General features: G+C 71.6%; 20 protein-coding genes. 13 read left to right on the top strand and 7 right to left on the bottom strand.

The window, feature by feature from the left end:
• Positions 1-98: 98 nt before the first annotated feature.
• The 3 genes from ACQEXA_RS47495 (at position 99) to ACQEXA_RS47485 (ending at position 6,301) form a co-directional block, all read left to right on the top strand.
• On the top strand, positions 99-2,468 hold the full coding sequence (locus ACQEXA_RS47495; protein ID WP_432924413.1) for an FUSC family protein: 2,370 nt from the start codon (positions 99-101) through the stop codon (positions 2,466-2,468).
• A 309-nt stretch (positions 2,469-2,777) separates the two neighbouring features.
• On the top strand, positions 2,778-3,647 hold the full coding sequence (locus tag ACQEXA_RS47490) for a DMT family transporter (RefSeq protein WP_432924415.1): 870 nt from the start codon (positions 2,778-2,780) through the stop codon (positions 3,645-3,647).
• A 233-nt stretch (positions 3,648-3,880) separates the two neighbouring features.
• Positions 3,881-6,301 (top strand): SpoIIE family protein phosphatase, encoded by a 2,421-nt coding sequence (locus ACQEXA_RS47485; RefSeq protein ID WP_432924417.1) that lies wholly within the window; start codon positions 3,881-3,883, stop codon positions 6,299-6,301.
• A 75-nt stretch (positions 6,302-6,376) separates the two neighbouring features.
• Here ACQEXA_RS47485 and ACQEXA_RS47480 read toward each other — a convergent pair whose 3' ends face one another.
• Positions 6,377-8,452 carry a SpoIIE family protein phosphatase gene (locus ACQEXA_RS47480; protein WP_433134765.1) on the bottom strand — a complete coding sequence of 692 codons (2,076 nt, stop codon included), beginning with the start codon at positions 8,450-8,452 and terminating at the stop codon, positions 6,377-6,379.
• Positions 8,453-8,933: 481 nt separating this feature from the next.
• Between ACQEXA_RS47480 and ACQEXA_RS47475 the strand changes: the two genes are divergently transcribed.
• Positions 8,934-9,896, top strand: a complete 963-nt coding sequence (locus ACQEXA_RS47475) for an NAD-dependent epimerase/dehydratase family protein (protein WP_432924419.1) — start codon at positions 8,934-8,936, stop codon at positions 9,894-9,896.
• A gap of 85 nt (positions 9,897-9,981) precedes the next feature.
• On the opposite strand, the gene ACQEXA_RS47470 is transcribed toward ACQEXA_RS47475, so the two are convergent.
• Positions 9,982-10,155 (bottom strand): hypothetical protein, encoded by a 174-nt coding sequence (locus tag ACQEXA_RS47470; RefSeq protein WP_432924421.1) that lies wholly within the window; start codon positions 10,153-10,155, stop codon positions 9,982-9,984.
• Between the two features lie 36 nt (positions 10,156-10,191).
• Positions 10,192-10,722, bottom strand: coding sequence for a hypothetical protein (locus ACQEXA_RS47465; RefSeq protein WP_432924423.1), 531 nt, complete (start codon positions 10,720-10,722; stop codon positions 10,192-10,194).
• Positions 10,723-11,008: 286 nt separating this feature from the next.
• Between ACQEXA_RS47465 and ACQEXA_RS47460 the strand changes: the two genes are divergently transcribed.
• From ACQEXA_RS47460 to ACQEXA_RS47445, 4 genes are all read left to right on the top strand, one after another.
• Positions 11,009-11,203 carry a DUF2795 domain-containing protein gene (locus ACQEXA_RS47460; RefSeq protein ID WP_359392639.1) on the top strand — a complete coding sequence of 65 codons (195 nt, stop codon included), beginning with the start codon at positions 11,009-11,011 and terminating at the stop codon, positions 11,201-11,203.
• Between the two features lie 193 nt (positions 11,204-11,396).
• The gene (locus tag ACQEXA_RS47455; protein ID WP_432924425.1) at positions 11,397-12,254 is read left to right on the top strand and encodes a fructosamine kinase family protein; all 858 of its coding nucleotides are present in this window, start codon (positions 11,397-11,399) and stop codon (positions 12,252-12,254) included.
• Between the two features lie 78 nt (positions 12,255-12,332).
• Complete coding sequence (locus ACQEXA_RS47450) at positions 12,333-13,127, top strand: N-formylglutamate amidohydrolase (protein ID WP_432924427.1); 795 nt, start codon at positions 12,333-12,335, stop codon at positions 13,125-13,127.
• Positions 13,128-13,450: 323 nt separating this feature from the next.
• Complete coding sequence (locus ACQEXA_RS47445) at positions 13,451-13,663, top strand: hypothetical protein (protein WP_432924429.1); 213 nt, start codon at positions 13,451-13,453, stop codon at positions 13,661-13,663.
• A gap of 90 nt (positions 13,664-13,753) precedes the next feature.
• Here the strand turns inward: ACQEXA_RS47445 and ACQEXA_RS47440 are convergent, their stop codons facing one another.
• The 3 genes from ACQEXA_RS47440 to ACQEXA_RS47430 all read right to left on the bottom strand — a co-directional run bounded on the left by ACQEXA_RS47440 (position 13,754) and on the right by ACQEXA_RS47430 (position 15,985).
• Entirely contained in the window at positions 13,754-14,020 is a 267-nt protein-coding gene (locus ACQEXA_RS47440; protein ID WP_432924431.1) for a DUF5133 domain-containing protein, read from the bottom strand.
• 131 nt (positions 14,021-14,151) lie between these two features.
• A complete protein-coding gene (locus ACQEXA_RS47435) occupies positions 14,152-14,592 on the bottom strand; it encodes an Lrp/AsnC family transcriptional regulator (RefSeq protein ID WP_359392628.1) in 441 nt (146 codons plus the stop codon).
• Between the two features lie 43 nt (positions 14,593-14,635).
• Positions 14,636-15,985, bottom strand: coding sequence for a transaminase (locus ACQEXA_RS47430; RefSeq protein WP_432924433.1), 1,350 nt, complete (start codon positions 15,983-15,985; stop codon positions 14,636-14,638).
• A gap of 305 nt (positions 15,986-16,290) precedes the next feature.
• Here ACQEXA_RS47430 and ACQEXA_RS47425 point away from each other — a divergent pair, with 305 nt between their 5' ends.
• Both ACQEXA_RS47425 and ACQEXA_RS47420 read left to right on the top strand, forming a co-directional pair.
• Positions 16,291-17,493 (top strand): hypothetical protein, encoded by a 1,203-nt coding sequence (locus ACQEXA_RS47425; RefSeq protein WP_432924435.1) that lies wholly within the window; start codon positions 16,291-16,293, stop codon positions 17,491-17,493.
• A gap of 775 nt (positions 17,494-18,268) precedes the next feature.
• Positions 18,269-18,607: an anti-sigma factor antagonist gene (locus tag ACQEXA_RS47420; protein ID WP_432938925.1), complete on the top strand. Its 339-nt coding sequence runs from the start codon at positions 18,269-18,271 to the stop codon at positions 18,605-18,607.
• 277 nt (positions 18,608-18,884) lie between these two features.
• Here the strand turns inward: ACQEXA_RS47420 and ACQEXA_RS47415 are convergent, their stop codons facing one another.
• Complete coding sequence (locus tag ACQEXA_RS47415) at positions 18,885-19,316, bottom strand: MarR family winged helix-turn-helix transcriptional regulator (RefSeq protein ID WP_432924437.1); 432 nt, start codon at positions 19,314-19,316, stop codon at positions 18,885-18,887.
• Between the two features lie 198 nt (positions 19,317-19,514).
• On the opposite strand from ACQEXA_RS47415, the gene ACQEXA_RS47410 reads away from it, so the two are divergent.
• The 3 genes from ACQEXA_RS47410 (at position 19,515) to ACQEXA_RS47400 (ending at position 22,207) form a co-directional block, all read left to right on the top strand.
• Positions 19,515-20,681 (top strand): PP2C family protein-serine/threonine phosphatase, encoded by a 1,167-nt coding sequence (locus ACQEXA_RS47410; protein ID WP_432924439.1) that lies wholly within the window; start codon positions 19,515-19,517, stop codon positions 20,679-20,681.
• 210 nt (positions 20,682-20,891) lie between these two features.
• Positions 20,892-21,791: an STAS domain-containing protein gene (locus ACQEXA_RS47405; RefSeq protein WP_433132971.1), complete on the top strand. Its 900-nt coding sequence runs from the start codon at positions 20,892-20,894 to the stop codon at positions 21,789-21,791.
• On the top strand, positions 21,788-22,207 hold the full coding sequence (locus ACQEXA_RS47400) for an STAS domain-containing protein (RefSeq protein ID WP_432924443.1): 420 nt from the start codon (positions 21,788-21,790) through the stop codon (positions 22,205-22,207). Before ACQEXA_RS47405 ends, ACQEXA_RS47400 begins: the two co-directional genes overlap by 4 nt.
• Positions 22,208-22,241 lie beyond the last annotated feature (34 nt).

The following is a 22,241-nucleotide window of genomic DNA, read 5'->3' as shown; positions in this document are numbered from 1 at the left end:
GCCATCCGCCCGGGACGACCACCCGGCCGTCGGTCTCGTCCTCGCCGAGGAGCCCGGATCCGGGGCCCTGGCGGGGCGGGGACGGGAGGTGTGGGCGCATGCGGACACCGGGCCGCGTCCGGCTGCGGCAGGCCCCGGCCTGGCTCCGTGCGCACGATCCAGAGCTCGCGGCGACCCGCCGGGCGGTGCGCACGGCGCTCGTGATGCCGGGCCTGTTCGCCCTGTGCGGCGAGGTGATCGGATCGCCCGCCATGGCGACCTTCGCGGCGTTCGGTTCCTTCTCGATGCTGCTGCTCGTCGAGTTCACCGGCCCGATGGTGCAGCGGCTGCGGGCCCAGCTGGGCCTCGCGGTGGCCTGGATGGTGCTCATCTGCCTCGGCACACTCGTGGCCCGTGAGGTCTGGCTCGCGGTGGCCACGATGGTCCTGGTGGGTTTCCTGATCCTCTTCTCCGCCGTGGTCAGCTCCGTTCTGTCGGGGGCGACGACGGCACTGCTGCTGGCCTTCATCCTCCCGGTCACCTCCTCCGGGACCCTGTCGCAGCTGCCCGAGCGGCTCGCCGGGGCGGGCCTGGCGGCCGCCGCGTCCCTACCGGCGATCTCCCTGCTGTGGCCCCGCCCGGCGGCCGACCCCCTGAGCGCGCCCGCCTCGCGTGTCTGCCGCGCGACCGCCGCACAACTGCGCATCGACGCCGCCCGGCTGGCGGGCGGGCCCAACGCGCCGGGCGTCCCGCAGTGCCGGGCCGCGGCCGAGGAAGCCGCCGCGGCCGCCGGCGAGCTGCGCCGCGCGTTCGATGCCACCCCCTACCGGCCCACCGGGCTGTCCGCCGGCTCCCGGGCCCTGGTCCGCCTCGTCGACGAACTGACCTGGCTGTGCGCCATCGTGGCGGACAGGCCGCCCCCGCACGAGGACCTCCCGGCCTGCGACCCGGCGGCCCATCGCGTCCGCCGGGCCGGCGCCGAAGTGCTGGACCGGGCCGCCGAACTGCTGGACGCGCCGCGCGAGCCCCCCGACGCTCTCCAGGCAGCCAGGACCCGACTGCGCTCGGCCCTTGCGGACATGGAACGCAGCGCCACTACCCGACTGCCCATGCGGCGGCCCAGTCCGGCCACCGCATCGGCGGTCCGTGCCTTCCTCGGCACCCTGGACCTGTCGTTCCGCGCCCAGGAACTGGGGTTCGCGACGCTCCAGATCGCCGGAAACGTGGACCTGGCGGCCGCCGCCGAACGGCGCGGCTGGGCCGAGCGTCTCCTCGGCCGCGATCCTGGCGCATTGGGCGGCCCTCTGGCGGCGGCGCACGAGCGGGCGGCCGCGCATCTGCAGCCGCACTCGGTCTGGCTCCACAACAGCCTCCGGGGCGCGCTGGGCCTCGGCGCCGCGGTGGCCCTCGCCGACCTGGCCGGTATTCAGCACTCGTTCTGGGTGCTTCTGGGAACCCTTTCCGTACTGCGTTCGAACGCGCTCAACACCGGTCAGAACGCGCTGCGCGCCCTGGGCGGTACCGTCGCCGGCTCGCTCATCGGGGCCGGGCTGCTGCACCCGTTCGGGCACCACGGCACACCTCTGTGGTTCCTGCTGCCCCTCGCCGTGCTCGTTGCCGGCATCGCGCCCACGGCCATCTCCTTCGCCGCCGGACAGGCGGCCTTCACCATCACCCTCGTCATCCTGTTCAACATCGGACACGACCCCAACTGGCACATCGCCCTGCTGCGGGTCCAGGACATCGCTCTCGGCTGCGCGGTGAGCATGGTGGTCGGCCTGCTCTTCTGGCCGCGCGGTGCCGCGGCCGCGGTCGACCGGGCCCTCGCCACGGCGTACACGGACAGCGCCCGCTATCTGGCGGGCGCGGTGCGGTACGCCGTCCGCCGCTGCGGCCCCGATCCCGCACCGGCCGACGCCCCGGTGCGCCTGGGCCGCCAGGCGGCCGCCGCCGCCCGCAGACTCGATGACGCCTTCCGCGGCTACCTCGCCGAACACGGCGCGAAACCGGTCCCCCTGGCGGACATGACGACCCTGGTTACCGGCATCGTAGGACTGCGCCTCGCCGCGGACGCCGTGCTGATGCTGTGGCAGCGCGACGGACAGCCGCACACGGAGGCGGACCGGGCCGACGCCCGCCTCGTCCTGCTGAACACCGCGAACCATGTGTCCGACTGGTACCGGTCCCTGGCCACCGGCCTGACCATGCACACATCCGTGCCCGATCCGCTGCCGCGCAGTCCCGCCGCCGAGGCACGCCTGGTCGCGTCCCTCCATCAGGACCTGACCGACGACCGCGGACAGGCCACCGGCACCGCCGTGCGCATCATCTGGACCTCCGACCACCTCGACGTCGCCCGCCGCCTCCAGCCCAGCCTGGCGGCGGCAGCGGCGGCCGCCGGTCCGGACGGAACCACCGGCACATCCCTTGCCCGCCGGTGGCGCCGCCGAGCCGGCCCACGGCGCGATCACGATCCCGGGGAGCGCTGACACCGCAGGCAGGGCCGAAGGGCGGCAGCCCGCCGGCCGCGGCGCGTGTCGCGGATGCCTGCGGCCGCCGCGTGTCCCATCCGTGGGCGTCCGGGGCGGCGCTCAAACGCGGGGACCGGACCTCGCCGTCCGGTGATCCAAAGGGTGCGCGAAGCCACGGCGGCCGTTCCCCTCCGCCGCGCTTCCGGCGTGGCGCTCGTCCGGAGGGAACAGCACCCGCCCGCCGGTGGCGCACAAACTGCGCGAAGCCACAGCCGTACGGGACCGCCTTCGGCGGCGGTGGCAGGCGGCTGGGGGCATGCTGGAGAAATGATCGTGCTCGCCGCGTTGTTCGCCGTCACCGGCGCTGCCAGCAATGCGATGGGTACGGCCTTTCAGCGCAAGGCGGCGTCCACCGTCTCGCGTGGCGGTGGGCTGCGGCTCGTCGTCGCACTCGCACACCGCCCTGCCTGGCTGATCGGCATCGGCGGGGTCATGGGGGCCGCTCTGTTCCAGGCGCTGGCCCTGCTGAACGGCCCCATGGCCCTGGTGCAGCCGCTCTTCGTCCTCGAACTGCCCTTCGCCCTGCTGATCGCGGCCCCGCTCATGCACCGCCGGCTGCCGCCCGCGGCCTGGTGGGCGATCACGGGGGTGGTCGGGGGGCTCGCACTGGTCCTCGGATCCGCATCCCCGGCCGGCGCGCAGAACCAGGCGTCCATGATGCGCTGGCTCCCGGTCCTGGTGATCTGCCTGGGAGCCATGGCGGCGGCGGTCGCCGTGGCCCGCCCGGGCCGCCCTCCGCTGTTCCGGGCCGCCGTGCTGGCCACGGCCTCGGCCATCGGCAACGCCCTCACCGCCGCGCTGCTGAAGTCGGCCACGGGGAAGTTCGCCGAGGGAGGTCTGCCGGCCTTTCTGACGTCCTGGCAGACGTACGGCTTCGCGGTGACCGGTGTCTGCGCGATCCTGCTGCTCGAGAACGCCCTCCAGGCGGGCTCGCTGGGCGCGTCCCAGCCCGCGCTGACCATCGGGGACGCCACGGTGAGCCTGCTGATCGGCATCACGCTGTTCGAGGAGCGGATCCGGACCGGCTGGTGGGTGCTGCCGGAGTTGATCGGGGTCGCGCTCATCGTGTGGGGGGTACTGGGGCTGAGCCGGGTGGTCGGCGCGCAGGCGGCGGCCGCCGCCGGCGCACGGAGCTGATCTGCTTGAGGCGCCCCGGCCGTCGGACCCGTGGTGCTCACCGCGTCAGGCTCGCCGCCCTTCCTGGCGGCTCTCCTTGCGTCAGTTGAAGCGCCATTCGAGGCGCCACTCGAAGGTCGCGCCGAACTCGGCCCCCTCCGGACACTTATGCCCCACTTGTCTTACCCTGGACTGATACCAGGTGGGGACTACAGGTATCTGTAGGTGACATCCTTGGTATGAATTGAGCTGGAATGACTGATCCTGAGTGGAACGTCGGTCACAGCGGAAGCGTGTCCGATGCGGTCACGGCCACCATCAGCCCGGGAGGCACCATCACGGGCTGGAGCCCGGCGGCCGAGCGGTTGCTGGGCTACCGTGCGGCGGAGGTCGTAGGCCACACCGCGACCGATCTGCTCGCCGCCCGCGGGCCGTCCGACGCAGCGGGGCTCTCCCTGATCGGCTCCCAGGAGTGGAGCGGCACCGCGGCGCTCCGGCATCGCGACGGTCACCGCGTGGCACTGACCCTGCACGCCTACCCGTCGCTCGACGGCCGAGGCCGGCCCCAGGGGTTCGTGGTGATCGCCGCGACCGGCTCGACGGAGGCGCAGCGCGATCAGAGGATGGTGGCGTGGGCCTTCGCCCAGTCCTCGATCGCCCTGTCCACCTTCACCACCGACACCCGCTCCTGGCAGCTGAACGCCATGGCGTCGGGAAGCCCCCGCGGTGACGACGGTGAGCCGGGCCCGTCGCCGTACACGGATCTGCTCGACGGCAGCCGCGCCGACGAAGGGTTCCTGCGGTGTGTGCAGCAGGTCGCGGAGCGGGCGGAGCCGATGCGCTACGAGCGACACATCCCGGGGCCGTCCTCCACCCGGGAGCAGGCCTGGGTCATCGAGCTGTGGCCGGTGCGGGACCCTGTGACCAACCGCGTGTGCGGTGTCGGCACCGCGACCTTCGAGAGCAGCCAGCACCATACGGCCCGGCAGCGCCTGGCGCTGCTGAACGAGGCGGGCACCCGCATCGGCACCACCTTGAACGTGACCCGTACCGCCGAGGAACTGGCCGATCTGGCCGTGCCGCACCTCGCCGACTTCGTGAGCGTGGACCTGCTGGACACCGTGACGCGCGGTGAGGAGCCCGTTCCGGGACCCGTCGACGCCTCGGTCGGCCTGCGGCGCGTGGCACACCAGTCCGCCCGACAGGGGGTGCCCGAAGCGGCCGTCGCACTCGGCGCCATCGATACCTATCTCCCGCTCTCACCCCCCGCCCGGGCCCTCCGCACCGGGCGGCCCGTGCTCAGCGCGAAGGGGGATCCCGACTTCAACCAATGGATCGCCGTCAACGAGAGGCGATACCGCAGTGTGCACGCATTCGATTTCCACTCGGTCATGTCCATACCGCTGCGGGCGCGGGGGATCTCGCTCGGCGTGGCGGTCTTCGCCCGTCTCAAGGACTCGGTCCCCTTCGAGCCGGACGATCTCATCCTCGCCGAGGAACTGGCCGGCAGGGCGGCGGTCGGCGTGGACAACGCGCGCCGCTACACCCGCGAGCGCACCAACGCGCTCACTCTCCAGCGCAGTCTGCTGCCCCGTGACCTCCCCCATCAGGCGGCCGTGGAGGTCGCGTACCGCTATCTGCCGGCCGGCAATGGCGCCGGAGTGGGCGGTGACTGGTTCGACGTGGTGCCCCTGTCCGGTACCCGGGTCGCCCTGGTCGTCGGCGACGTGGTCGGGCACGGCATCCACGCCTCGGCCACCATGGGGCGGCTGCGCACGGCCGTGCGCACCCTCGCCGATGTGGACCTTCCCCCCGACGAGCTCCTGACCCATCTCGACGACCTGGTCAGCCACCTCACCACCGACAACGAGAGCGTCGTCGGGGACGAGCCGCTGACCGGCGGGATCGGCGCGACCTGTCTGTACGCCGTCTACGACCCGGTCTCCCGCGTCTGCACACTGGCGAGCGCGGGCCACGTCCCGCCGGCCGTGCTGCTGCCGGACGGCACGGTCAGCCTGGTCCGGCTCACTCCGGGTCCGCTGCTCGGTGTCGGGGGCCTGCCCTTCGAGTGCACCGAGCTGGAGCTGCCGGAGGGGAGTCTGCTCGCCCTGTACACCGACGGGTTGGTCGAGTCCCGCGACCGTGACGTCGGCCTGGGGCTCGACCGGCTGTGCGAAGCCCTGGCGTCCCCCGTCCTCTCCCTGGACGAGGCCTGCGACCACCTCATCGAGGCGATGCTGCCGCAGGGCCCCGTCGACGACGTGGCCCTGGTCCTCGCCCGCACCCGCGCCCTGCACGCCGACCAGGTCGCCGCCTGGGCGCTGCCGTCCGACCCCGCGGTCGTCGCCGACGCCCGGGCCCAGACCACCCACCAACTCGCGCTCTGGGGGCTGCAGGACGCGGCCTTCGTCACCGAACTGGTGGTGAGCGAGCTGGTCACCAACGCCATCCGGTACGGCGAAGTGCCCATCGGGCTGCGGCTGATCCGGGATCGCACGCTGATCTGCGAGGTCTCCGACGCCAGCAGCACCGCGCCGCATCTGCGCCGGGCCCGCGTCTACGACGAGGGAGGACGCGGCCTGCACCTGGTCGCTCGGCTCACCCAGGGCTGGGGCACCCGCCAGACCCCCACGGGCAAGACCATCTGGGCCGAACAGGTCCTCCCGGTCGGCTGACCGGCGGCACGGCGCGGTCCGCAACCGTGACGGATCCTGCCGGAGGTTGCCGGCGTCCCGGCCCCGCAGGGGTACTTACTCCCGCCCCCGGGCGATCAGCAGAGCGACGTCGTCCTCCCCGCCGGGCGGCCGGAGGATGTCGAGCACCCGGTCGCACGTTTCCCCCAGCTCGAGGCCTTGCGTGGCGGTGAGGGCGTCGAGGAGGGTGCCGAGGCCGGTGTCGATGGGATCACTGCGGGTCTCCACCAGGCCGTCGGTGTAGAGGGCGAGTTGGTCGCCGGGACGGAAGGCGATGGTGGCGGGCTCGAAGGGGACCCCGCCCACACCCAGCGGCGCGCCGGTGGGCAGCTCTAGCAGTTGTGCGGGCCAGCCGGGGCGGAGCAGGGCCGGCGGCAGATGGCCGGCGAGGCAGATCCGGCAGGTGCCGCGGTGCGGGTCGTAGACGCAGTAGATGCAGGTGGCGATGGTGTGCCCGACTCCCTCGGTCAGATGGTCGAGGTGCTGGAGGACCTCGGCGGGGGCGAGGTCGAGTTCGGCGAAGGCGCGGGTGGCGCTGCGCAGTTGGCCCATGGTGGCGGCGGCGCTGACACCGCTGCCCATGACGTCACCCACGACGAGGGCTGTCTTGTCGCCTCGGAGGGGTATCGCGTCGAACCAGTCGCCGCCTATCTCGCTGACCGCGCCGGCGGGCTGGTACCGGCAGGCGACCTCAAGGCCCGGCAGCCGCGACGGGGGCTCGGAAAGCAGGCTGCGCTGGAGGGTGAGGGCGGTGTGGCGCTGGGCTTGGTACCAGCGGGCGTTGTCGATGGAGACGGCGGCGCGGGCGGCCAGTTCGCTGGCGAGGACCGCATCGTCCTCGGTGAACGGCGCGGAGTTGCCGCTGCGTCTGAGGTCGAGGGCGCCGAGGACCTCGCCGCGGGCCACCAGCGGCACCGCGAGATAGGAGTGCACACCGGCCTCGGCGAGGAGTGAGACCGACTCGTCGGGGCGAGCGATACGTATCAGGTCCTCGCTGGTGGTGCGGGCCACCATGACCGGCCGGCGGGCGTGCAGGCAGTCGGTGATCAGCCGGTCGCCGCCGAATAGGGCCGGGTCCTCGGGCGGGTCCGCCGTCTGAGTCGTCGGGTCGGGGTCGGCCGAACTGACCGCGAGAACGCGGAGGCGGGCGGAGGAGGCATGGAGCGCGGCCCGGTCGTGGAAGGCGCCGTCGAGTACGACCACGGCCGCGACGTCGGCGAGACCCGGCACGACGAAGTCGGCGAGTTCGCGGGCCGTCTGCTCCAGGCCGAGGGTGGACCCCACGGCAGCGGACGCCTTGGCGATCAGCGCCAGACGCTGGCGGGCCTGTGCCGCCTCAGCCGCGACTCGGTGGCGTTCGGTGATGTCGACGACGGAGCCGGCCATGCCGAGGATGCGCCCGCTCGAGTCCTCCAGCCGGAAGTAGGAGACCGACCAGGCGTGGTCGTGGTCCGGGTCGGCGTGGGTCCGGCCGACGACGTAGCGGTCCACGACCGGCTCGCCGGTCTCCAGGACGCGGCGCATCCGGCTCTCTATGGCCTCGCCGTCCATGTGGGTCAGGACGTCTCGGACCCGGCGTCCCAGATGCTCGGCCGCAGTCCGGCCGTGGATGCGTTCCAGGGCGGGGTTCACGGTCACGAACCGCAGGTCGGGGTCCAGGACGGCCAGCCCGATCGGCGACTGCGACACCAGACGTGCGGACAGCGCGACGTCCCGTTCGAGCCGCAGCACGGTCTCCTGGTCCGCGGCGAGGCCGAGGGCGTAGCTGTCGCCGAGGTCGTCCAGCAGCCGCATGTTGCGGAACTCCACCAGGCGGGTGCCGCCGTCCTTGTGCCGAATGGGAAAGGCACCGGCCCAGCCGACGCCTGATTCCATGACCTCGGCGAACAGCTTGACCACCTCGCCCCAGTGCTCTTCGTGCACCATCAGGCGAGCCGCGAACTCCCCCAGCGCCTCCGCCGGGGTGTAACCGAACAGCTCCTCGGCCTGCGGGCTCCAGAACACCACCCGCCCCTCCGCGTCGAGCACCACCGCGGCGACGTTCAGCAGATCGAGCAGGCTGCTGGGCGGCGCCGCAGGGCCGGTCGTCGGCCGGCCCGCACCTTCGCGGAAAAAAGAATCCGCCTTGCCCATGAACCGATTGTCCTCTACCAGCCGGTGCCACGGCTCGAACCCGGTCGCATTGGTGCACACACCGGCTCCTTCCACAGCCTTGCCGGAGCGGGGCGCCGCACGGGAAACCGATCGGTCCAGGCGGGCGTCACCCCCGTCGGAAGAGGATTCCCGCGCACCGTCCGTACCGGATGCGGCGATCGGCCGCGTCCGGCCGGAGGTTCGCACGGGGCACCGGCCCGGTGCAGGACGTGCAGGGCGTTCGCCAGGGGGTGTGCCGGCCGGGTTCCAGGCGGTCGAGGAGGGTGTGGAGGGCCGCACCCGGCCCGGTCCGGGTCGCGTCGGCCAGGGGTGCGGGTCACCCGTACGCCCTACACCACCGAGCCCCGGGCGTCCGGGCGACGGACGCTGATCGAGGTACCAGGCACGCTCTGACCCCGTCAGCGGTCCGGCGCGGAGAGCAGGAGCCGCTGCGCGGTCGCCACGGTGGAAGGAGATCCGGATGGGCGGCCCGTTGTCACGGAACTGGGAGCATGCGGTCGTCACAGGTGGCGCCGGATTCGTCGGTTCGCACCTGTGCTCCACCCTGCTGGACGCAGGCTCCGTGGTCACCTGCGTGGACGACTTCAGCACCGGCCGGCGCGAGAACGTGTCCGCCTTGCTCGACCGACCCGGATTCACGCTGATACAGGCGAACGTCGCCGAGGGATTCACCGTCGACCGGCCGCCGGATCTCGTACTCCACTTCGCCTCCCCGGCCTCCCCCTCCGACTATCTGCGACTGCCGCTGCACACCATGGACACCGGCAGCATCGGCACGCGCAACGCCCTGGATCTCGCCCATCGCTCGGGCGCCCGTTTCCTTCTCGCCTCGACGTCCGAGATCTACGGAGTCCCCCAGCAGAACCCGCAGGACGAGCGGTACTGGGGCCATGTGGACCCGGTGGGCCCACGGAGCGTGTACGACGAGGCGAAGCGCTTCGGGGAGGCGCTCACCACCGCTCACGCCGAAGCCAAGGGCACCGACACCTGCATCGTGCGGCTGTTCAACACCTACGGCCCGAGGATGCGCGCACACGACGGGCGGGCCGTGCCCACCTTCATCCGGCAGGCACTGGCCGGTGACGCTCTCACCGTCACCGGCGACGGGCGGCAGACCCGGTCGCCGTGCTACGTCGACGACACCGTCCGGGGCGTCCTCGCGGCGGCCGCACACGCGATGCGCGGCCCGGTCAACATCGGCAATCCCACCGAGATCACCGTGCTCGACCTCGCACGCCTTGTGATCGGCCTCACCGGCTCCCGGTCGGAGGTCCGCTTCATCGCACGGCCGACGGACGACCCGGCCGTACGCTGCCCCGACATCACGCTGGCCCGCGACAAGCTCGGCTGGGCACCCCAGGTGGACGCCGAGGAAGGCCTGCGCCGCACGATCGACTGGTTCCGCATCAGCGTCGGCCGCTGATCCCCGCTCGAGCCTCCGCCACCGGGCCGAAGACCGCGGCGGAGGACACCGGGGGCATGCGGTACATCAGCGACCGCCCGCGGCGTCAGCCCCGGCCGTCCCCCGCCGAACCGACCTCCTCCTCGTCGTTCGAGTCCGATTCGTCCTCGGGGTACCGCTCGCCCTCGGCCGCCGAGGGTGTGGGGCCGGGCGGCCGGCTCCTCTCGTCCTCTGGAAGCCACTCCCTCTCGGCCCGGGAGGGAGGAGTGCTCTCACTCATCGGGTCACCTCCTGCGGGAGACCGGGGCCGCACGCGTCAGACGCCCCGGAACACTTCGTGCGCCTGCCGGACGCGCAACTCCTCCAGCGTCCGGACCTGCCGCTGGGCCCGTTCCAGCAGTTCGTCGAGCTCGTGCCGGTCCAGACGCTCGTCGTCCTCCGCGACCTCGCACAGCGTGCGCCAGCCCGCGGCCTTTCCCTCGACACCGAGCCGGAGGAACTCGAGTTCGAGCACCGAGGTGAGCGGCGAACGGCCGATGAGGCGGCCGTTGCTCTTGAGGCGGCCGACCGTCTCCATGAGCCGGCCTGCCCAGACCTTGTACTGACGCGCCGGGACGCCGAGCCGCTTCATGATCGCGAGCAGACCCTCCCGGTCCTCGCCGATGTCGGCGGCGATCGGTTCCAGTGCCCTGCCCAGCGGCGTACCGCTGTGCGCCCGGACCATGTACTGGGCTCGCCTGGTGCCGACGGTCGACCCCGCCAGATGGTCGTTGAGGTAGATCCCGAGCAGATCCGTTCGGGTCCGCCGGGCACGTCCCGCGGCGGTCCTGCCCGTCTGTGTCGTCATGGGTCGTCCCCTTCCCTGGGCGTGCCGCCCGCCGAACGGGCTGGACCGCACGGGTACCCATGGCGCGCACGCCCCACCCACCCGGCACATGCCCGCGATCCGGGTCGCCCGGGCTCCGCGGCTGAGGGGTGGAGGAGGGGTCGCTAGGGCGTGGAGGACGAGAAGCACCCCGGAAGACTGCGGGGCGGTCGTCCGAATCGCCTGGCAGGGGCGTGGGTACTCGGGCTCCGGCGCTCAACTGGCGCCACTCAACCGGAATCAGAACTCGCACGGCCTTGGAGGAGCCATGGCATCTGTCAGGCCCAACGATCTGCAGAAAGCACTGTCCGGCGTGGAGTACCCGGCCGACACCGAGCAGCTCAAGCAGGTCGCGCAGAGGAATCACGCGCCCAAGGAGATCACCGAGCGCATCTCGCACCTGGAGAAGAAGCAGTTCCAGAATCCGGCCGAGGTGAGCAAGGCGGTCTTCCAGGGCGAGTGATCCCACATCGGGACGCGGCGGCCGGGGCCACCCCCCGGCCGCCGTCCGCGCCGTGTGGCCGCCGCTCGCTTCCCCATGCGCACTCTCGGCAGATCCACCGCGCCACGCTCTCCTGCCGAGCGGCGGCGAAACGCCGTACCGTGTCGTCCGGCCTCCCCCACCGGTTCGGGAGGGAAGCGACGAGGTGCTGACCATGACCGAAGGCCCGGGGCCCGCGGCGGCCCGGCTCATCGGCAGGCCGGTGAGCGATGAGCGTGCCGTGACCGCGGCGCTCTCCGAAGTCACCCTCGACGGCGGGCCGGTGGTGATGGTCAAGCGCGGCGACGCCCCCGGGGCGGTGCGGGCCGAGGCGGCGGGACTGCGCTGGCTGGCGGACGCCGCGGCGGTCCGGGTCCCCGCGGTTCACGGCCACGACGGGCAGTGGCTGGTGACGGACCGCGTCCAGCCGGGCCGGTCGAGCGCCCGGGCAGCGCTGCGCTTCGGCCGCGGCCTGGCCGCTCTGCATGCCGCGGGCGCGCCCGCGTTCGGCGCCCCGCCGCCGGACGGCCCGGAAGACGCGTACATCGGTCTCGCCCCCATGCGCAACGTCCCAGGCGACGAGTGGCCCGGCTGGTACGCCGAGCACCGGGTGCTGCCGTATCTGCGCCGCGCGGTGGACGACGGCACGCTGCGCCGCCCCGAGGCGGTCGTGGTCGAACGCGTCTGCGAGCAGCTGCCCGGCCTGGCGGGACCCGCCGAGCCGCCCGCCCGGCTGCACGGCGACCTGTGGAACGGCAACGTGTTGTGGGGCGCCGACGAGGACGTGTGGCTCATCGACCCGGCCGCGCACGGCGGGCACCGGGAGACCGACCTGGCCATGCTCCATCTGTTCGGCTGCCCGCATCTGGACCGGGTGCTGGACGGCTACCAGGAGACGGCACCGCTCTCCCCCGGCTGGCGGGGCCGGATCGCCCTGCACCAGCTCTTCCCCCTGCTCGTGCACGCGGTGCTGTTCGGCCGGGGCTACGCCGAACAGGCGATGACGGCGGCCCGGACCGCGCTGTCACGCTGACGGGACGCGTTCCGACGAACGGCCGCTGTCGGCGCCCGGGGGTACGGTCACCTGGTCACCGCATCAGAAGGAGCCTCCGTGTCCCGCGCCGTCCCCTCGTTCGAGCTGCTGCCCGGTGCCGATGAGTCGCCCGTGATTCTTCATGTGCCGCACTCCGCGCGCGAGATACCGCCGGACGTACGCGAGGGCATCCTGCTCGACGACACGGCGCTCGCCCGGGAACTCGACCACATCACGGACGCGCACACCGCCGAGCTGGCCGGCCTGGCCGCGGCCGCCGCCACGGTCGCTCCCTGGCGGTTCGTCAACGGACTGTCCCGGCTGGTGGTCGACCCCGAGCGGTTTCCCGACGAACGGGAGGAGATGCGCGCCGTGGGAATGGGCGCCGTCTACACCCGCACCACGCACGGCCTACCGCTGAGGCCGGCCGACGCCGATCCGCAGCCGCTGCTGCGGCGTTACTTCCACCCGTACGCGCAGGCGATGACGGCGGCGGTCGCGGACCGGCTGGCCGCCACCGGGCGAGCCGTCGTCCTGGACGTGCACTCCTACCCCACCTCCCGCCTGCCCTACGAACTGCACGGCGACGGCCCGCGACCGCCCGTCTGCCTGGGCACCGATGCGTTCCACACGCCTCCCCAACTGGCCGCGCAGGCCCGCAAGATGTTCGAGGAGTTCGGGGGCACGGGGGTGGACAGCCCGTTCTCCGGAACGTACGTGCCCCTGGAGTTCTACGGCACGCAGTCCCAGGTCACGGCCCTCATGGTGGAGATCCGCCGTGACACCTACATGACCGAACCGGGTGGGGCCACGGGGCCCGGGCTCGTCCCTCTGGCGTCGGCACTGGCCGCCTTGGTCGACGCCGTGTCCTGACCACCGTCCGGTATCCGCGTGCGCCCCGCAGGCGGCAGCGCCGTTCGCACCCCGGCGTCGCACCCGCCCACTTCGGTCACATCGCGCGGGTCGAGACGCCCGGGCCGATCTCCGCCGGCGCGAAGCCGATGAGGCGCCCTCCCCCGCCCCATCCATTGCTCAAGGTAGCCGCTCGGTCGCGAAGTGTACCGAATGTCCCCGATATTCACCTCCCGGGATGCGCGCGGCGTCATCTCGATGAAAGGTGATGTGAAGGGTGGTGCCCCACCCGCACGACGATCTGCGGGTGCCACCACTGCGGATCGACTCGCGTAGGAGACATCATGTCGACGTCACAGCCCGATGCGTCACGTCGTCCGTCCGATGACCAGGCCACGCCGGACGAGCTGCTGCATGTGGCTCCGGAGAAGCTGGAGCTGTCACCGGCCGACCTGGTCCTCGCCTCGGGCAGGGACATCACCCCCAAGGCCCTGGCATGGGCCGAGCGCAAGCTGGCGTCCGAGGGCAAGGCCGCACTGGACAAGCTGCTGCCGTGACGCTCCCGATCCGGAATCACCGCGCCGAAGTCAGCAGCACTCCGGTGCGCTGATTCCGGATCGGTGGCGTCCGGCCAGGGGGTCGCGCCCTCAGACCGCCACCGGCAGGCCGTTCTCGCCGTCCGACTTCCGGGCGTCTTCCGTCGCCGTATGCGCGCGAGTCGCCCCGACGAGCAGCGCGTCCGCGGCCGCAATGGCGTCGTGCACGCTCTTGGTTCCCATCATGATGCACAGCGTGTAGCTGACGTCCTCCAGCTCTCGCACCTGCTGGGGCGTCTCACTCTCGGCAAGCGCGATCCGCAGGGACGCGTACCGGGTCAGCAGCCCTCTGACGACTTTGGCATCCGGAAGGAGCACGGCCAGGCCCTCTCTCTCGTTGTGCCAGCCAAATGCCCCGTCACAGCCGGGACATGCACAACTACAGTCGCAAGAGTGAACTTTGGCACGATCCATACGCTCTCGAGCCGGCGTCACCCGGCTGTCCGCCGTCAGCCGACGTGCCAGAGGAACCGGTGGGTGTGGATGCCGAAGTAGGGGAACGAACGGACCCCTTCGACGCCTTCCGCCGCACGCACCACGTCGTTGACGAAGTCGAGCAGTTCCCTGGGGCCGGCGCAGACGACCTCGACGAACAGGTCGAACCCGCCCGATGTCAGCACCGAGTAGACGACCTCCTCGTGGGCGGCCAACTCGTCCGCGACGGCCCGGGGGTCGCCGTCGACGGTGACGCCGAGCAGGGCCATCGCCTGGCCGCCCATCCGCATCGGGTCGGTGACCCCGACGACCTGCACGACCTTGGAGTCGATGAGCCGTTGCAGACGCTGGCGTGCCGCGGAGGCGGACAGGCCGACCTTGGGCCCCAAGTCGGCATAGGCGATACGGCCGTCTGTCTGCAGCTCACGCAGAATGGCCCGGTCGATCTCGTCCACGCTGTCCCTTCCCGGCAGTCGGTGCCCAGCCTACCGACGTGGATCAGCCGACCAGTTCGGACAGAGCGGCGTCGAAGACCTCGGTGTGGGTGTCGACGTCCTTGTCGGTGGTCGCCGGGCACATCAGCGCCATGTTGTGGAACGGGGTGAGCAGCACACCCCGGTTGGCCAGATAGAGGTGGAGGTAGTCCTCGAGCTCGGTGTCGGAGGCCTCCGCGGACTCCGTACCGGTGCGGGGGGCCGGGTCGGCGAAGCGGTATTCGGTGCGGGCGCCGAGCCGGCTGACCGACCACGGCAGGTCCCACCGCTCGATGCCGGTCCGCACACCCGCCTCGAAGCGCTTCGACAGCTCGTCCATCCCGGCGAACGCCTCGTCGGTGAGGATGTCTTCGAGGGTCGCCCGGGTGGCGGCGACCGACAGGGCGTTGCCGGCCAGGGTGCCGCCGACTCCACCCATGTCGACCAGGTCCAGATCCTCGCGGGCCAGCAGTCGGTCCGCCAGCTCGGCGGACAGTCCGTACGCACCCGCCGGAACACCGCCGCCGATCGCCTTGCCGATGGTGAGCATGTCCGGCTCCAGCGCCCAGGCGGCGGTGCAGCCACCCGGGCCGGCCGAGAACGTGTGCGTCTCGTCGTTGATCAGCAGAGTGCCGAAGCGCCTGGTCAGCTCGCGCACGCCGGCGAGGTAACCCGGCTCGGGAAGCACGATGCCGATGTTGGTGAGCGCGGGCTCCATCAGAACGGCGGCCACATCACCGTGCGCGAGCTCGCGTTCGAGCCCCTCCAGGTCGTTGAACTCGGCGACCCGGCTGGTCAGGGTGACATCGCAGGGGGCGCCGACGTTGCCGGGACGGGCGGTGCCGTGCCCGTCGGGGCCCACCACGATGAGCGACTCGTCGACGCTGCCGTGGTAGCTGTAGCTGTTCACAAGGATCTTCGGCCGGCCGGTGACCGCACGGGCGAGCCGGATCGCCCAGCGGTTGGCGTCGGTCGCGGTCAGCGAGAAGCTCCACCGCGCCAGCCCGAAGCGACGGGTCAGCTCCGCACCCACCCACTCGGCGTCCTCCGTGGGGAGCATCGCGGTCGCGCCGCCCAGGTCGGCGAACCGGCGGTGGACGGCCGCGGTGACCGCGTCCGGGGAGTGTCCGGCCATCGCCCCGGTGTCGCCCAGGCAGAAGTCGATGTACTCGTGGCCGTCGATGTCCGTGACCCGGGCGCCGCGGGCGCCGGCGAGATAGCGCGGGAAAGCGCCCGCGTTCTTGTTCATCCAGGTCATCGGCACCCGGCCGAAGAGATGGTCGGCGCGCTCGTAGGCGGCCCGCGAGCGCGGGTTCCGCCGCTCGGCCTCGGCGCTCTCACGGGCGAGGAGCTGACGCAGTCGGGCGCGGTCCATGGGTACCCCTACTTCCGGTGAGACGAGATGACGGGACTGTACGGCGGAAATAAGCGCCAATTCAATGCTTCACGAAGGAATCGTTTGTCTGAACATTCGAATCGAGCGCCACTTCCATCTGGACCTGCCACTCAGAAGCCGAACGGGAACGCCGACCGGGCCACTCGTGTGGATGTGGTGTACATCGTCCGCGGCGGGAAATACGGTGAGACGAGCGATCTTGACCGATCGCGCCTCCGGGTTCCCGTGATGTGCGCGGACCATACTGGGAGGCGCTCCCCCGTCCCCTTCCCGCAGAGTGACCCATGGCAAAGTCCCCCACCGTCCGCGCCACGGCTCCCGGCACTGTGTGGCCGGCACGCGGGCGACACCTCGGCCCGGGTGCCGAGGACACCGTCCGCAGGCGCCTGCGCGAGCTCAAGAGCAGGGCGGTCATCCAGGACCATCTCGAATTCGACGGCTCCGGCGGTGATGACACCGAGGCCGCGGTCGTACGCGCCTTCGAGGCCCGCTGGCTGGTCGCCGACGACGTCGTCGTCAGGGCCCGCCTGAACGTGGGGGCTCCCCATGGCAACGACGGTGCGCAGGACTGGGTGCTGATGGCCGAGGCGGACCGGCCCTGGGACCTGGAGTGGCCGTCACCCGCCACCGTCTTCTGGCCAGAGGACGCCGACGCCCCGTGGGATCACGACGTGGTTCCCGGGCTGTGCTTCCGCGAGATCAATCCCCTGCCCACGGACGACCGGGCGTTGCGCCGCCTGCTCAAGGAGTGCGCGCGCACCTCCTGGAGCATCCATGTGGTCGTCCACGAGGCGATGACCACCGATGAGCGCGGGCTGCGTCCGCTGGCCTCCCTGCTGCCGCCCGGCCTGCGGCACCGCGTCGTGGAGCACCGAGCCGCGCCGGAGCAGTTCCAGGTGGTCAACTGGGCCCTCCATGACCTCGGAGTGCGGGTGCCCCGCGGTGGTGCCGTGGTGCTCCCCGCGACACCGGCCGGCCCCGACGGGGACTTCAGCGTCCGCTCGGTGTTCCTCGACGGTTCGGTGCCGGTGGAACTCGTCGACACCGTGCGGCGTTTCGCCGAGTCGCCCGCCCCGCTGCCGGAGGGCGCGGAGGAAGCGCTGTCCAGACTGCGTGAGCAATGGCATCTGACGACCGTGGAGGAGGAGCTCGCCCTGGCGCGCCGCCAGGTGGCCGCCTACGCCGAGGCGCTCGACGCCATGACGAAGTCACGGGACCTGTACCGCGAGGCGGCCGAGCTCGCCCATGAGGCGCTGGCGACCTACCGGGAGTCCTTCGGCGCCCTACCGGCGCCGCGTCAGGAGCCGCGTAAGAGGGAAGGTTTCTCCTTGCGTTCGCTGGCCAAGCCCCTGGAACGTGTACGGGACGGTGCGAAACTGCTCCGGGCGCCCGGCGCGGAGGACCACACCCCGGACGCGGCCGAGGCGGAGGAGCCCACTCAGGACGGCTTCCCCGCGCGGCTCCCGCAGGCCCGGGACCAGCAGTAGCCGGGGCCGCCGCACCGGCGCCCGTGAACCAGACGGCGGGGCACGACCGATTCGGCGCGGTGCGGCGGCCTGGACCTTTCGGATCGTGCCGGTCTCCGGCCGACCTCTTTCTGAACCACCGAAGGCAGCCGTCACCCCGGCCGGTGCTCGGGATCATGGCGCTCGCCGGTGCCGGCAAGCGCCAGTCCCGTCACAGCGACGAGCAGGGGGACGAGGGCGACGACCGCGCAATCGCGGCCCGCGGTCCTGCGGCCGAGCGCACTTCCAGGAGTGCACCTCCAGGAAAGAAGACCGGCCCCGCCGAATGCCGGGGGAAGGCATCGGCGGGGCCGTATGGCTCGGGGCTGCCGGGGGGAGGGCACCCACGAGCGGTCTGCGGTGCTGGTGCCCGCCTTCCCTCGAAGTATGCGCCACTTTTACGTCCGAGTTTTCATGCCGGCGATTCCGTGTCGTCCGTGTCGCGTCCGGGCCTGCGTGCCCGAGCCTCGGCGTCCCGCGTCCGCGGTGCCCGAGTCCCCTGTTTCCTGGGGTGGGTTCGCCCCGGGCGGCGGCCACGGAAAGGGATCGCGATCGACAGGTGTGGTGCGCGGCCAGGGGGGTACTAGGTGCCGGAATCGCCGCCGGGCACCGCTCCGAAGGCGAGACGTTGATCACTTCCGGAGCGCGGCCCGCGGTGCATCGGGTGCCCGCCCCGGGGTAGGCGGAGCCCCGCACGCCGTAAGTATGGGAGGACATTGTGTCGGCTGAGCAGACCCCCCTGTCCATCGATGTGACGATGCCTCGGGAGGATGTCGCGCTGATCAACGTGAAGGGATTCCTGGACGTCGACACGGCGACGGAGTTGCACCACCACCTCGCCAACCAGATGCACCACGGCCGGCAGCACCTGCTGCTCGACCTCTCGTCGGTGCCGTTCATGGACTCGTCGGGCATCAACATCATTCTGCGGGCCTACAAGGAGACCCGACAGGTCGGCGGCTCCGTGGGCCTCATCGATCCCGCCCCGGCCGTCCAGCGAATACTCGACCTGACCGGAGTGAGTCTCACCGTCCCCTCGTTCAAAACCGCCGACGAGGCGCTCGACGGGATGGACGACGCACTCACCCGGCCTTAGCGGGCGAGGGAATCGGAAAGGCTCCGGCACACCCTGCCGGGGGCGCGGCGCAGACCGCCCGACCCCGCCGGTCCCGGCATGGGCATTCGCCCTTGCCGGCGGCCTGTTCGGCAGAACACTTGCCGTTTGACAACTGTAGCCATCAGGCAACAAAGTGTGGGGGCATCGAAAGCACGGAGGGAACTGGAATGTTGCGGTGGGCGGAGCCGGCTGCGCGCGCCGACCGACCGTGGCACGCGCCGGGTGCCCTCGTGCGGATCAGTTGTTCTGCCCCGCCTCACGCCGTGCGGGCGTCGGGCCCGTCGGCCTCGTGGAGCTCCGCCGCCGCTGCGGCACAGAAGGCCTCGAGGCCCTGCAGCAGCGCCGTCCGCTTGGCCGCGGGCATCTGGGCCAGCACGGACTCCAGCGCCCGCTCGCGCCGTGACCGCAGCTCGGCCAGGAAGGTCCTGCCGCGACGGCTGAGGTACAGGCGCAGCTCGCGCCTGCTGATCGAGCTGGCCGCACGCTCCACGTATCCGACGGCCTGCAGCCGGTCGCAGAGTCTGCTCGTGGACGGCGGGGTCGACCCGAGAGCGTCGGCGAGTGTCCGCAGGTTGATGCCCTCGTTGTGTTCCAGAATAAAGAGAACGCGCAACTGGGAGGCGGAAACCGGGGCCGTCGAAGCCCGTCCCCACAGGATTTCCAGCAGCTCGGCCGCCTCTGAGGTCACACGCGCCACCTCGCTCGGCTCCGGGCGCGGGCTGGAGGAAGTCACTGTCTCACTCTCCCAGACTTCTCGGCTGCTGTCGGCCTGCTGGGCCCACAGCTCACAGATAACGATAGATACGGACACCGGCGGACGGGTGCACGACCCCTCCAGGGCATGGGTCCGGAATCGTACTAGCGGAAGAATGGCGTATCCGACATCGTGAACAGATTCGTCGCAACCGAGAGGGCGCTCCGGAACGCGGCTCCCCACCGGTTGGTGGACGCACTCCGGGAAGCGCTGCGCAGTCAGTACGCGGCTGAGTCCGTCGAACTCCTCATGGCCGACTACGGACTCACCGTCCTGCAGCGCGTCTCCGTGCATCCCCACTGCTCCGACCCCCTGCCGATGCACGACAGCACGGCCGGCCGTGCCTTCGGGGCGCAGGACCCCGTCGTCGAGGAGACCGGCGACCTGGTCCGGGTCTATTTGCCGGTGACCGTCCGCGGGGACCGGCTCGGTGTGCTGAGTGTCACGCTGCCGTCCGAGACCGCGGCAACGACGCTGCCCGAGCTCACCGACATCGCCGATGTACTGGGCCACGAAGTGCTCGTGGCGGAGCGGGACACCGACATCTACCTGCAGGCCAGGCGGCTGGACCGGCTGACGCTCGCGGCCGAGATGCAGTGGCAGCTGCTGCCCGGCCGCTCGTGCTCCCGGCCCGAGTACGCGCTCGGCGCCCAACTCGAGCCCGCATACGCGATCTTCGGAGACAACTTCGACTGGTCCGCGGGCCCCGACCGGCTGATGCTGTACATCACCAACGGCATGGGCGAGGGCATCGAGGCCTCACTGCTGACCAACCTGGGGATCAACGCGCTGCGCAATGCGCGCCGCGCCGGAATCAACATCGAGGACCAGGCAGCCCTCGCGGACCAGGCGGTCTACGCCCACTACCGGGGCGCCTTGTACTTGTCCGTGCTCCTGCTCGACTTCGAGGTGTCCACCGGCCGTGTGAAGGTCGTCGACGCCGGCTCGCCGCAGATGTTTCGGCTGCGCGGCAGAAGCGTCGAAGCGGTCGACGTCGACGCCCAGTTGCCCCTCGGGATGTTCGAGGAGACCGACTACGTGGCCCAGGAGATCCAGGTCGAACCGGGCGACCGGCTCGTCTTCGTCAGCGACGGGGTCTACGGGGCCATCGCACCGGGAGGCGAGACGTACGGCGAGAAGACGCTGGCCAAGGCCATAGCCGCCACCAGGCTGCTGCCTGCCGCGGATGTGCCGCGCGCCGTACTGAGGGAGCTGTCGACTTATCGCGGCGGCCCTGACACGCAGGACGACGCACTCGTCGTGTGTCTGGACTGGTTCGGGCGGCAGGGTGCCCCGTAGGGTCGTCGTGGCGCCCGGCTTCGCGCCGTACGGTCTCAGGCCGTGTGAACAACGACAGCCGGTGAGGTCCCTCGTTCGTTGGACGATCTTCCGGACAGTCATGGGTGTCAAGCGCTGTCTCCGATGACTACAGTTGTCGCGCGACAATGAACCGCGCTCTCCGAGGAGGCTCCCTGGCAGCCGGGGGAGCAGACGCACAAAGGAGACAGAGTGACGGACCAGGAGTCGGCAGCGAACCGAGGAACGTCGGAACGGGTCATCGGGGACTTCCTCCAGCGCCGCCGAGAGCAGATCTCGCAGCGCTGGGCCGACGAGCCACTGTTCCGGACGGTGTTCACGGTCTCCCGCGACGAGGCGGTGGAGGCCGCCGGCGCCCTGGTGGAGGCACTGGCCGCGGTGGCCGCCTCCGGGCGGAGCGAGGACCTGCGGGCACCGGGCTTCACAGGGGTGCGCGAGCAGCTCATGCGGATGGCGGTCTCGCGGGCGCGTGCCGGTGCCACGCCCGCCCGGATCGCCGACGAGGTGGCGGCTCTGCGCCCCTCGATCACCGATCTGCTGATCGCCGACCTGGCCGGGTCCGACGGCGAGACGTCCGGACCGCATGTGACCACGCTCACGGTGCTGCTGGGCACCTTGCGGCTGGCCGTCATGGAGACGGTCCTCAGCTCGGGTGAGGAGATCATCGAGCGTCAGCGCCTGCAACTGCTCGAAGTGGCCACGCCCGTCATCAAACTGTGGAACGGTATCGTCGCTGTCCCACTCATCGGTACCCTGGACAGCGCCCGCAGCCAGGTGGTGATGGAGAGCCTGCTCGACGCCGTCGTCGCCCAGCAGGCCCGGTTCGCGATCCTGGACATCACCGGGGTTCCGACCGTCGACTCGCTGGTGGCCCAGCACCTGATGAAGACCGTCGCGGCGGCGCGCCTGATGGGTGCGGAGTGCATCGTCTCGGGCATCCGGCCGGCGATCGCCCAGACCATCGTGCACCTGGGGCTCGACCTCGGCTCGGTCGTCACCCGCGCCAGCCTCGCCGACGCCCTGGCCTACGCCCTCCACCAGCAGGGCGCCGTGATCGTCGACCGCGCGGGCGACGGAGGAGGCCCGCGATGAACGGCGGCTTCGACGGACCGGTGGGCCCCCACGTCCCCGTCCTCAAGCTCGGCGACGTGCTGCTCGTCACGCTCCACGGCGAACTGCACGACAAGGCCGCGGAACAACTCCAGCAGGACATCGGCGATGCCATAGCGCGCAGTTCGGCCGCCGCCGTCGTCATCGACGTCTCCGGTGTCGAGATCGTCGACTCCTTCCTCGGCCGCGTCTTCTCCGAGATCGCCGCGAACGCCAGGCTGCTCGCCGCGGACACCGTCGTGGCCGGTATGCGTCCCGCGGTCGCCATCACCCTGGTCGAACTCGGCCTCACCCTGCCCGGACTGCGCACCGCGCTCGACGCCGACGAAGCCCTGCGGATGCTGACCCGGGCGTCCATTCCCCTGTCCCACGGTCCAGGACGCCAGGAGAACGCGTGACGGAGACATCGGGCCGCGTCGCCGCATCCCTGCC

It is taken from the genome of Streptomyces sp. CA-106110 (assembly GCF_050936285.1).
Taxonomy (GTDB): Bacteria; Actinomycetota; Actinomycetes; order Streptomycetales; family Streptomycetaceae; genus Streptomyces.
This window is presented reverse-complemented; position numbering and strand designations above follow the sequence as displayed.

What these genes read in the sequence shown, in the direction of transcription:
- ACQEXA_RS47400 (WP_432924443.1), top strand. Translation starts at nt 21,788, where the DNA reads ATGAACGGCGGCTTCGACGGACCGGTGGGCCCCCACGTCCCCGTCCTC.
- ACQEXA_RS47430 (WP_432924433.1), bottom strand. Translation starts at nt 15,985, where the DNA reads ATGGACCGCGCCCGACTGCGTCAGCTCCTCGCCCGTGAGAGCGCCGAG.
- ACQEXA_RS47480 (WP_433134765.1), bottom strand. Translation starts at nt 8,452, where the DNA reads ATGGGCAAGGCGGATTCTTTTTTCCGCGAAGGTGCGGGCCGGCCGACG.
- ACQEXA_RS47490 (WP_432924415.1), top strand. Translation starts at nt 2,778, where the DNA reads ATGATCGTGCTCGCCGCGTTGTTCGCCGTCACCGGCGCTGCCAGCAAT.
- ACQEXA_RS47495 (WP_432924413.1), top strand. Translation starts at nt 99, where the DNA reads ATGCGGACACCGGGCCGCGTCCGGCTGCGGCAGGCCCCGGCCTGGCTC.
- ACQEXA_RS47485 (WP_432924417.1), top strand. Translation starts at nt 3,881, where the DNA reads ATGACTGATCCTGAGTGGAACGTCGGTCACAGCGGAAGCGTGTCCGAT.
- ACQEXA_RS47475 (WP_432924419.1), top strand. Translation starts at nt 8,934, where the DNA reads ATGGGCGGCCCGTTGTCACGGAACTGGGAGCATGCGGTCGTCACAGGT.
- ACQEXA_RS47420 (WP_432938925.1), top strand. Translation starts at nt 18,269, where the DNA reads ATGCCTCGGGAGGATGTCGCGCTGATCAACGTGAAGGGATTCCTGGAC.
- ACQEXA_RS47445 (WP_432924429.1), top strand. Translation starts at nt 13,451, where the DNA reads ATGTCGACGTCACAGCCCGATGCGTCACGTCGTCCGTCCGATGACCAG.
- ACQEXA_RS47465 (WP_432924423.1), bottom strand. Translation starts at nt 10,722, where the DNA reads ATGACGACACAGACGGGCAGGACCGCCGCGGGACGTGCCCGGCGGACC.
- ACQEXA_RS47470 (WP_432924421.1), bottom strand. Translation starts at nt 10,155, where the DNA reads ATGAGTGAGAGCACTCCTCCCTCCCGGGCCGAGAGGGAGTGGCTTCCA.
- ACQEXA_RS47455 (WP_432924425.1), top strand. Translation starts at nt 11,397, where the DNA reads ATGACCGAAGGCCCGGGGCCCGCGGCGGCCCGGCTCATCGGCAGGCCG.
- ACQEXA_RS47460 (WP_359392639.1), top strand. Translation starts at nt 11,009, where the DNA reads ATGGCATCTGTCAGGCCCAACGATCTGCAGAAAGCACTGTCCGGCGTG.
- ACQEXA_RS47425 (WP_432924435.1), top strand. Translation starts at nt 16,291, where the DNA reads ATGGCAAAGTCCCCCACCGTCCGCGCCACGGCTCCCGGCACTGTGTGG.